General features: G+C 69.1%; 9 protein-coding genes. All 9 read right to left on the reverse strand.

The annotated features are described in order from the left end of the window. The coding region (locus VB777_RS11040; RefSeq protein ID WP_323248929.1) for an RNase H family protein at positions 1–1,466 on the reverse strand (1,466 nt) is incomplete at its 3' end. Further along, positions 1,463–1,852: a hypothetical protein gene (locus tag VB777_RS11045; protein WP_323248931.1), complete on the reverse strand. Its 390-nt coding sequence runs from the start codon at positions 1,850–1,852 to the stop codon at positions 1,463–1,465. The genes VB777_RS11040 and VB777_RS11045, both read right to left, overlap by 4 nt. A 530-nt stretch (positions 1,853–2,382) precedes the next feature. After that, a complete protein-coding gene (locus VB777_RS11050; RefSeq protein WP_323248934.1) occupies positions 2,383–3,090 on the reverse strand; it encodes a hypothetical protein in 708 nt (235 codons plus the stop codon). Next, complete coding sequence (locus VB777_RS11055; RefSeq protein ID WP_323248936.1) at positions 3,090–3,896, reverse strand: J domain-containing protein; 807 nt, start codon at positions 3,894–3,896, stop codon at positions 3,090–3,092. Before VB777_RS11055 ends, VB777_RS11050 begins: the two co-directional genes overlap by 1 nt. After that, the gene (locus VB777_RS11060) at positions 3,896–4,039 is read right to left on the reverse strand and encodes a hypothetical protein (protein WP_323248938.1); all 144 of its coding nucleotides are present in this window, start codon (positions 4,037–4,039) and stop codon (positions 3,896–3,898) included. Before VB777_RS11060 ends, VB777_RS11055 begins: the two co-directional genes overlap by 1 nt. A gap of 277 nt (positions 4,040–4,316) precedes the next feature. Next, complete coding sequence (locus VB777_RS11065) at positions 4,317–4,997, reverse strand: recombinase family protein (RefSeq protein ID WP_323248940.1); 681 nt, start codon at positions 4,995–4,997, stop codon at positions 4,317–4,319. Positions 4,998–5,191: 194 nt separating this feature from the next. After that, the gene (locus VB777_RS11070; protein WP_323248942.1) at positions 5,192–5,761 is read right to left on the reverse strand and encodes a hypothetical protein; all 570 of its coding nucleotides are present in this window, start codon (positions 5,759–5,761) and stop codon (positions 5,192–5,194) included. A gap of 247 nt (positions 5,762–6,008) precedes the next feature. Further along, complete coding sequence (locus VB777_RS11075; protein ID WP_323248943.1) at positions 6,009–6,959, reverse strand: calcium-binding protein; 951 nt, start codon at positions 6,957–6,959, stop codon at positions 6,009–6,011. A 220-nt stretch (positions 6,960–7,179) separates the two neighbouring features. Beyond that, on the reverse strand, positions 7,180–9,515 hold a 2,336-nt coding region (locus VB777_RS11080), incomplete at its 5' end, for a hypothetical protein (RefSeq protein WP_323248945.1).

Genomic DNA, 9,515 nt, shown 5'->3' on the forward strand with positions numbered 1-9,515 from the left:
ACGGCCCGGGGGCCGGTGGTGGCGAGGGCCCGCTCGAGGGCCTCGGGGCCAGCCGCGGCCAGCAGGTCATCTAGGCCGGTCTTGTCGGCCTGGGGCAGCAGGGGCAGGCGGGCCACCTCCACCCGGCCACCAGCGGATCGGAGGGCACGGGCCAGGGCACCAGCAGCCGCGGCCACCTTGGTGGCGGTGGAGGGGCGGGCCTCTGCATCAAAGGCAATCACCCAGCGGCGGCCGGGGGTGTTCAGCAGCTGCAGGGCCTCGACCAGCCGTTCGGAGCCATCGGCGCCAAGGCGGCGACCCATCTGGACGCCAGGCAATCCAACTGCAGGCCAGCCGGCGCTCACGGCGGCGAGGGCTTTCTTTGGCCCTTCGGCGATCACCAGCAACAGCTCAGGCGTCGCCAGGGCCCAGAGCCAGAACCCGACTTCCCTGGCGGCGGCATCAGGGAAGGGCAGCCCCTGCCGCTCGCAGATCAGCCGCCAGCACCGTTCAGGGATGCGAGGCAGCAGCAGGCCACCACCATCAGGGAAGCCGGGGCCGGCTTCGTACTTGACCCAGTGACCGGCCAGGAGCAGCCAGCCGCCGGCCGCATCGCGGCGGCCCTTCTGGCGGGGCGAGTCCGGTTTCCACTGGTCAAAGACCGGCAGGCCCGGCAGGGCGGCGCTCAGGGTGCGCCAGCCACCCCCACCTAGATGGGCGTAGCGCTTGTCGAGGGCGATCAGGCGGCCAGCCAGATGGCCGGGCTGGGCCTGGGGCAGGCCGCGCTCGGTGGTGCTGCCGGTTTGGATCGCCAGCCGGGCATGGGCCACCAGCTCGGCCCGCTCGGTCTCCCAGTGCCGGGGGGTGCTGGGCCCCCAGCTGGCGACGTTGGCCGCGGCCACATCGGCGGCGATGGCGCTGGCCTGCAGCTCGGTCCAGTGATCGGGCAGCAGGCCGGCCGGCGTACCGGGCACAGGCTCCGATGCTTGTTTGTGCGGTGCGGCGATCGGTGCCGCGGCCTGCTCCAGCTGCAGGGCCTCGGCGGCGGTGCTGGCCAGCCGGTCGGCTGCTTCGTTGAGGGTGTGGCCGTTGTGGCCCCGAACCCAGACCAGCCGCACCCAGGGGGCAGCGGCGGCCGCGGCCTCCAGCAGCTCCCATAGATCGCGGTTCTTCACCGGCTCCCCGGTGCCAGTGCGCCAGCCGTTGCGGTGCCAGCGAGGCAGCGAACGGGCCAGGTTGTCGATCACATAGCGGGAGTCGCAGGCCAGCTCCAGCCCTTGCGGGTTGGGCAGCTGGGCCAGCAGCTGCAGGGCCTCGATCGCGGCCCGCAGTTCTTGGCGGTTGTTTGTGGTGTCATGTTCTGCCCCGCTGCGCTCCAGCAGGCGGCCATCGGCCAGGCGGACGGCGACACCCCAGCCGCCGCAGCCATCGCCCTTGCGGGCCCCATCGCAGGCGGCCGCGATCGGTGCGGCGGTGGTGGTGCTCACAGCTGCACCCCCCGCAGATGCAGCACAACGGGCCGGCCCAGCTGGGCCTGAAAGGCATCTTTCAGCAGATCCAGGCGGGCGCTCACCATCGGCAGCCATTGCCGCTCCACATCCACCAGGGCCTCGGCGGCGGTCAGCAGCCGGAGGCGGGCCTGCTGGCTGAGCAGCATCCGCGTAGAGGGCAGCGGCAGGCGCTGCAGCACAGCAGCCCAGATCCCGCCCAGCTGTTGCTCAGGGCCAGGCAGGCGCAGGGCCTCCAGGGCCGCGGCCAGCTCGGCGGCGCTGTAGGCGCAGCAGGCGCGGCGCTCAGGATCACGGGCAGGCGGGCGGCCATAGGCCAGCCGGTAGCCGCGGGCCAGGGTGGCGGGGGGCAGCCCGGCGGGCACCAGCCCCCGGCGCAGCCAGACGGCCCAGCGATGCCGTACTAGCCCAGATCCCGCTCTGTAGCTAAGATCTGGGGGTGTATTAGCCGAGCAGGGTTGCGCTCGGTTGCCGAAAGGGATACGATTCATGGAACGGGCCCGGCATCGCCGGGCTGTGTATCCAGATCCCTCCCCGGTCTCAATTGGTTGGGGGTCTGGTTTGTCAGGAAGGGTTCCCGGTTAGCGCCGGGGGCCCTTTCGCCTTTTCAGGCCTTTTCGCTCAGGCCGCCACAGGGGCAGCTGGAGCAGGCACCCCGAGGCGGGCACCTTCAAGCGCAATCGACTGGCGAACCAGTTCGCTCAGGGTTATCCCCTGGGCCGCGGCGACTTCGTGAAACCAGGTCCGCTCAGATGCGGCGACTTTCACCGTTAGGAGAGTGTCGCGATCGGTGTGAGTGAACATCGGGCTCCACAAGATCTATACACCATACTATCTATGGCGGCGAAGATCGCAAGGGCTGGCGGCCATTTAGCCCCCCTACTTCGGCCGGGTTCTAGTCATACAGCGGTTTTTGGGTGATTCCATCTGTAGGGGCTCCCCTACTAGATCTGGGGTCACGGGCCCCCCGGCGCACAGCCCAGCCGGTGGCGTGAACCGTTTCGGTGGCGCGGGGCCCCGGCCCAGCCAGTGGCGGCTCGAGGGCCAGGCCCATGGTCTTTATGAAGGAATCAACGCTGGCCCTGATCGCCAGCACCCGCAGAATCTCCAGCGCATCGAGGCGGCGGATCAGGGCCAGCTGGCGGTGGTGGCTGATCCGCGGCGCATCAGGCCGGCGCGGGGCCAGCCACAGATCCCGGCCGCTCCACAGCAGGCGCTCCGGCGGCCAGGTCTCCAGGCCCAGCAGGTCAGCGCAGCGGCGCTGCTCCCGGCTGATCTGCTGGCCTCGCCAGCGAAGCGGCTTCGGGCGGCCCTTACGGGCTCCCGGGCGGCGGTGGCTGGCGTGGCTCAGCGGCCAGCATTTGCAACACCCCCAGCCGCAGCCAGGGGGGCGCCACAGCACCCGGGCCGATCTGCTGCAGATGGGGCACACCAGCAGCAGGGCACAGCCAGGCCGGCCGCCATAGCAGCCGCGGGCAGTGCCCCAGCGCAGGGCCAGGGCGGTGCCATCGGGCAGGGCGGCAGCAGCAGCGCCGGGCTCCACCAGGGGCCGCACATCAGCCAGCGCCAGACGGTCGCAGGCCTCAGCACGGTGGCGGCGCATCAGGTCACCCCCACCAGCAGCAGCCGGTCACGGGCCGCGGCCAGCTGCTCGAATCGGTAGCGATCGCCCCCGACATCAGGGTGGGCAGTGCGGGCCTGGGCTCGGTAGGCGCTGCGGATCGCCCCAGGATCGAGGGGCCCGGTGGCAGGCAGATCGAGCAGGGCCCTGGCCGCGGCCTCCTGCATCCGGCCAGCGAGCAGATCGCCCAGGCTGGGGGCGGTGTGGTGGCCTTTGTAGGCCTTTAGCTGGCACCAGCTGTAGAAGGCCTCAGGGTCTGCAGGCGGTGGCCCCTGCAGCTGATCGAGGCGCAGGATCACCCCCCAGAACAGATCCCGTCGGAAGCGATCAAGACGGCTGGCCTTAAAGGCCTCGGCGGCCAGGGCGGCAGCAGGGGCCAGGGCGGCAGCCTTGAGGCAGGCAGCCCCGGCGGTGGCGTATCGCTTGCCAGTGAGGGCCTGAACTCGGTTCAGCAAATAGGCCTCGGCTTCGTATCCGCTCACCCATGGGCCCGCAGCCCTGCAGGGCAGCACAGCAGCAACGGCCGCGGCCGCTTCAGGGGTGGCCCGCTCAGCGATCAAGGCAAGGGCTTGGGCTTGGGCCAGTTGCTCGCCTTTGCGGTACACCCGATCGGCCTCGAGCTCCTGCAGCAGCAGGGCGCAGGCGGCGGCGCTCAGGCGATCACCACGGGCCAGCCCATGGCGGCGCTTGAAGCTGACCACCCGGCCGGCGGTGGTTTTGCAGGCCTTGGCGTCGAGGTCGTTGGCATCCGGCTCAAAGGTCGGCCGGCGGGGGGGATCGAAGGCCATCAGGCCACCTCCCCATCGAGCTGATCCAGGCCCTGGAGCACCAGGGCACGGGCCAGGGCGGAGGGGTAGCAGCGCAGCCGCTCAGCCTGCAGATGCAGGCGGGCATGGGCCGCCAGGGGCAGCTTCACGGGAAAGGCCCGCATCGGCCCAGCTGCAGGGTTTCGTAGATCGGCCACCAGGGGCCGCGGGGCATGGATGCCCATAGGGATTGATTGCGAAGGAACGGCCGCGTCTTTTCTTGGTTTCGGCCGCACTCACAAGCCAATCGCCGGCTTGGCTCCCTTGCGAAGGGGAACGGTCTCAGCTGGGGCGGGCCCAGTTCTGAGGGGGGATTGCTGAGGGCCCCCGTCCTCTGCCCATCGAAGGGCGCAGTTCTTGTTTGACGCTCGTTCAGCATACGGGCGGTGGCCAGTCGGTGGCTCAGCGCAGCCCCAGCCGCTCCAGGGCCAGCTTCACGGTGGAGGGGCTCCAGGGGTTGCCGGCCTTGGTGGTGGTGCCGGCCGCGGCCAGGGCAGCGCTCATCTCCCGCAGGCTCAGCCCAGCGGCGGCCATCGGCGCCAGCACAGGCCGCAGCCGCTCGGTGCCGGCCTGGGCCCGATCGCGGGCCTCATCGTTGCGGGTCCGGGTATTAGCCCGCAGGCCTCCCAGCTTCACCCCCCGGGCCTTGGCCGCGGCGAGGGCCTCCCGGGTGCGCTCACTGATCCGGCGGGCCTCGAACTCGGCCACGCTGGCCATCACGGTGAGCACCATCCGGCCGGCGGCGGTGGTGGCGTCAACGTCGGGCAGATCGGCAAACAGGAAGCCGGCCATCCCATTGGCCGCAGCCTCCCGGCTCAGGCGCAGCACCAGCTCGGCATCCCGGGCGATCCGATCGAGCTTGGCCACCGCCACAGCAGCCCCCAGGCGCCGGGCTTCAGCGAGGGCCGCAGCCAGCTGGGGGCGGTCAGCCTTGCGGCCGCTCTCCACCTCGGTGAACTCGGCCACCACGGTGGCGCCACGCTCGGCGGCCAGCTGCTCCACCTTGGCCTGCTGGGCCTCCAGCCCCAGGCCGCTCTGGCCTTGGCGCTCGGTGCTGACTCGGTAGTAGGCGATCAGCTCCACGGCCGTATCCCTTGCGGTGTACGAACAGCCTACGCTCGTTGTGGCTAGTACGCAAGGGGCAGCACTAGGCATCTCTAGGCAGCCAGCTCAGCCAGCACAGCCGATCGGCAGGGGCCGCGGCGATCAGCACTAGGCACAACTAGGCAAAACACCAGGCATCCCTAGGCAGCTGCACTAGGCATCCCTAGGCATCCCTAGGCCTGCTCCCACATCCAGCGGGCCGGGCCTCCGGCATCCAGGGCGGCCTTGCCAATCAGCCGCCAGCTCCCGGCCTGGGGGTGGTGGCGCACATCGCCGGGGGTGGCCTTGGATGCCCAGTTGTTCCAGGCGCCCCTATTGCTGCCCGTTCTCTCGGCCAGCTCGGCGGTGGTGATAGGCCCGGGCGGGGGATCAGGGGATGACGGCCCGGCCTGCAGATGGGCGGCCCCGATGATCTCCAGCTGGCCTGGGCCCAGGGCCACCCGTTTAGGGGTCACCGGCTGAGCTGCTCGAGGGGCAGCGCTCACCCGTTCGGGGGATGCGGGGCGCGGCAGATCGGATACGGCAGCCTCCAGGGCCTCCACCCGGGCCAGCAGCTCAGGGCCAGCAGCTGGGGCCGCGGCGGTGGCCTGCTGCTCGAGCGCACCACTCAGCCCAGCCTCCAGCCAGCGGCGCACCAGGGCAGCCAGGGGGCGGCCATCAGCTGCAGCTCGGGCCCGCAGGCGCTCCAGCAGCTGGGGCTCCACCTCGAGGCTCAGCTGGGCTCCCTTGCGATCGCGGGCCATGGCAGCACTAGGCATCCCTAGGCAGCAGGAAACCACCTCCCGCAGGCGCCCACCAGTGGCCGGCGAGGGCCTGCAGTTTTGGCGGGGGTGGCGGCTATGCAGCCACTAGGGGCGCTGCTCGAGGGGGCGATGGCCAGGGAATTGCCACCGCTCGGGCCTGCAGATGCAGGGTGGCGATCAGGCGGGGGACGGGGCCGGGGACAGCAAGCTCCTAATGACTTGACGCAACAGCTATTACGACTGGCAATCAAGCAAATGTGCCAACACCTGTTGATGAAACAGTAAGCGTCCCATCTTGGAAGGTAAATAGTCCACCATTTGCACCGCCTATTTTTTCAAATTGATTGACGTTCATTGTCGCACCATTAAATACGACAGTGGACCCACTAATTACGTAGGTGCCTTCGCCAAAAAATAACTTGTCTGTGCCAGCGCCGCCATAAAAATTACCAGTACCAAATCCTTTTAGGGTGTCATTGCCAGCATCAAGATATGTTGTTCCATTTCCATCGAATCCACCTTCAAGTGCATCGACGATGTCCTTGCCAGCGCCGGTATTGATTGTGCCGTTGTTGAAGATGCCGTAGAAGTCGCCGGACCGACACTTGCCGGTAATGATGTCATTGTCATCGCCGGTATTGATTGTGCCGTAGTTGATGATGCCGGAGCCGGAGCCGGTGCCGGTGCCTTTAATGATGTCATTGTCATCGCCGGTATTGATTGTGTCGTAGTTGAAGATGCCGTAGAAGTCGCCGTCGCGGGTGCCGGTGCCGATAATGGTATCCTTGCCAGCGCCGGTATTGATTGTGCCGTTGTTGAAGATGCCGTAGAAGTCGCCGGTGCCGGTAATGGTGTCATTGCCATCGCCGGTATTGATTGTGTCGTAGTTGAGGATGCCGTAGAAGTCGCCGGTGCCGGTAATGGTGTCATTGTCATCGCCGGTATTGATTGTGCCGTTGTTGATGATGCCGTAGAAGTCGTCGTCGCGGGTGCCGGTGCCGGTAATGATGTCATTGCCATCGCCGGTATTGATTGTGCCGTTGTTGAAGATGCCGGAGTCGGTGCTGCTGGTGCCTTTAATGATGTCATTGCCAGCAAGTGCATTTATAACAACACCCTCGAGGGCCTCCCAGCCTGTCACTGAAATCGCTGTGTCTGCTTTGTTAGTGAACTTAAAGCTCTTAAGATTATTAGTCATAATAGTTAGGCCTTGACTTTTCTCAAATCATATCCTGATTCTCGGCAAATCACAGCAGAGAGAAGGCGGCTAGTAAGTGGCGCATAGATCGGCAGGGGCATTGCCCTGCAATGTCGATTGACGTAACAGCGATTGCGACTGGGTTGATCCAAAGCTTCGAGCCCCCGCACCAACACCATGCAGACACCCACCAGGGCCCTGCAGTTGGCGGGGGTGGCGGCTATGCAGCCACTAGGGGCGCTGCTCGAGGGGGCGATGGCCAGGGAATTGCCACCGCTCGGGCCTGCAGATGGCGCCAGATCGGGGGCGGTTGGGGTGGCGGCGCTGGGGTGGGGCTTTTTTCTCCCCTGTATGAATCCTCTGTAGGGGAACTTTTAGCCCCAGCGATCGGGGCCCCCAGCTCAGCGATCCAGGCAGCAGCCAGGGCCGCGGCATCCACCCCCAGGGGCAGGGCCAGCCGGTGGGCCCGGTAGGTGTAGGCATCCCGATCAGTGCCGCGGGCCTTGATCCGTCCGGCCTGCTCCAGCCGCCAGCCGCAGGCCTGCAGCAGGGCCCGCAGAGTGCCGGTAGGCAGGGCAGCAGGGCTCAGCCCCGCAGCCTGGGCCAGCTGGCCGCGGTGGGCGGTGGCATTGACGTGGAGGGCCAGCACAGCCGGGTCAGTGGCGGCGATCACATCCCCAGCAGCGAAGCGCTCCAGCAGCTGGGGCAGCCCCAGGGCCTGCAGGGCACTGATCTGTTGGCCTATGGCCACCCGCAGGCGGTCAGGGGCAAACGGCCGGCCGGCGGGATCGAGGGCGGCGATTGCGGCCTGATCGTGGGCGCCCACCAGGGCGAGGGCTTCTGGGGTGGTGAGCAGCCAGCCCAGGCGCAGCTGATCGCGCAGGCCATCGCGGTCGGCCTCCAGCAGCTCCAGGGTCGGCGGGCATCCCTCCAGCCCCCAGCGCTCGGCCAAGCGGTGGCGCCTCAGGGCAGCCTGATCGAGGGGCTCCAGCCGGCGGCGCTTGGCCAGCTCGGCAGCCTCCAGCTCGGTGAGGGGCCGGGCCCCGATCACAGCCTGATCAGCAGCATCCCGGTAGGCGGCAGCGGCAGCCTGCAGATCGGCCGCGGCCACAGCACCAGCAGCAGGGCAGGGCTCCGGGCCAGGGGCCTGCAGCTCCCATCCCTCCCGCTCCAGCAGCCCGGCGATCGTGGCGCGGTAGGCGTAGCGCTGGCGGTTGCGTTGGGCCCCCAGCTCAGCCCAGGCAGCCAGCCAGGCCCCTTCGGCATCGGCCGCGGCCAGCTGGCCGTAGAGGGGGTCGGCCACAGCGCGGAGATCAGCGATCAGCTGGGCCGGGTCAGTGGCGCCAGATCCCACCCGCAGGGCAGCACCGGGGCAGCGCTCGGCCGCATACAGATAGGCGGGCACCTCGGGGCAGCGCACCCGGGCCAGGGCCTGGGCCACATGCTCAGGGGCCACCCGGCCCCCGGCGTAGGCCAGCACAGCAGCAGGGCGCCAGCGGGCCCAGCTCAGGCCGGAACTGATCGCCGGGGTGCAATACAGGGCAAAGGGCACCCCCAGGGCCTGGGCTTCTGCGGTGCGGCGCTCGGCCCAGCCATCAGGGTCGGCGGCCACAGCCGCGGCCAGCTCGGGGGTGGTGGAGTCGAGCACATCCACCAGGGCGCCGGGGCAGCGCAGTCGATGCAGGGCGGCCAGCTGTTGGGCGCTGTTGGCGAACTCCCCTTTTTGGCTGGAGGTCCAGCAAAGGAACGGCTCACCAGCGGCCACCAGCTCAGCCCATCGGGCCTTAAACGCAAGGGCCGCGGCCTGGGGTTGTTTGAATCCCTCGGCGGCATGGAGGGGTCGGCCTGCCATCGGCCGGGCAGCGCTGGCGATCACATGGCCGCGGCGGCCGGTGAGGGCCTCCAGCAAGGCCACAGCCCAGGCGGGCATCCCGGCCTCGGCGGCGATCACCTGCAGGGTGCGGGGCAGCTGCTCAGCCGCGGTCCGCAGCACCTCGGCGCGGTAGCCGGCCAGGGTGGTGCCGGAGCTGAGCAGCAGATGCTCCACAGCTTGGGCCCATTCATCGGCCACCAGCACGGCCCCGGCCCAGCCGGTTGGGCTCAGCTGCAGGGCGCTGGAGGGGCGCCAGGAATCCCAGCAGGCCGCCACCCCCTGCCAGCGCTCATCGGTGCCGGGCATCGGGCGCCAGGGCACCCCCACCCGTTCAGCCGCGGCCTGCCCTAGGGCCTGGCGGTGGGAGGGCATCAGTACGGGCACCCCAGCAGCAGCGAGGGGCGCCACACGGGCGGCGATGGCCTCGGTCTTGCCGGCACCCATCGCGGCGCTCAGGATCACCAGCGGCGCCACAGCAGGGGCCGGGATCGGGGCGGCATCAGCCAGATAGGCACCGGCCGCGGCGATCACATCTGCAGGGCGCTGCAGGGGCAGCACGGCCCGGGGGCCGGTGGTGGCGAGGGCCCGCTCGAGGGCCTCGGGGCCAGCCGCGGCCAGCAGGTCATCTAGGCCGGTCTTGTCGGCCTGGGGCAGCAGGGGCAGGCGGGCCACCTCCACCCGGC

This window comes from Synechococcus sp. CCY9202 (assembly GCF_034931685.1).
Classification (GTDB): domain Bacteria; phylum Cyanobacteriota; class Cyanobacteriia; order PCC-6307; family Cyanobiaceae; genus CBW1002.

Coding starts and splice junctions, on each gene's coding strand:
- VB777_RS11050 (WP_323248934.1), bottom strand. CDS start 3,090: ATGCGCCGCCACCGTGCTGAGGCCTGCGACCGTCTGGCGCTGGCTGAT.
- VB777_RS11055 (WP_323248936.1), bottom strand. CDS start 3,896: ATGGCCTTCGATCCCCCCCGCCGGCCGACCTTTGAGCCGGATGCCAAC.
- VB777_RS11060 (WP_323248938.1), bottom strand. CDS start 4,039: ATGCGGGCCTTTCCCGTGAAGCTGCCCCTGGCGGCCCATGCCCGCCTG.
- VB777_RS11070 (WP_323248942.1), bottom strand. CDS start 5,761: ATGGCCCGCGATCGCAAGGGAGCCCAGCTGAGCCTCGAGGTGGAGCCC.
- VB777_RS11075 (WP_323248943.1), bottom strand. CDS start 6,959: ATGACTAATAATCTTAAGAGCTTTAAGTTCACTAACAAAGCAGACACA.